Source organism: Psychromonas arctica, from assembly GCF_038155225.1.
In the GTDB taxonomy this organism is placed as follows: Bacteria; Pseudomonadota; Gammaproteobacteria; order Enterobacterales; family Psychromonadaceae; genus Psychromonas; species Psychromonas arctica_B.
Genome location: NZ_JBAKBA010000382.1, coordinates 1 through 213, shown reverse-complemented (window position 1 = coordinate 213; position 213 = coordinate 1). Strand labels below are relative to the sequence as shown.

General features: G+C 38.0%; 1 pseudogene. It reads right to left on the bottom strand.

From position 1 onward, the window contains the following. Positions 1 to 213: pseudogene (glpT, locus tag V6255_RS18855) on the bottom strand (glycerol-3-phosphate transporter); the annotation flags it as partial.

Here is a 213-nt window from a genome sequence, read left to right as displayed (position 1 = left end):
CAAAGTGATCAACAGTGTAACCTAATAAGGCATTGGCTGCGACAGCACCACCATTGTACCCGAATAGACCGGTTAATCCGGTTGCTGTTTTTAGGTATAAGTTCAAGCGCGTATAAACCAATTAATATCACAAGAACATAAATTAAGAAACCAATAGAAATTAAAGATAGGGTTCAACGATAGCGTTACCTGTAGGATCAACCTCATAAACAA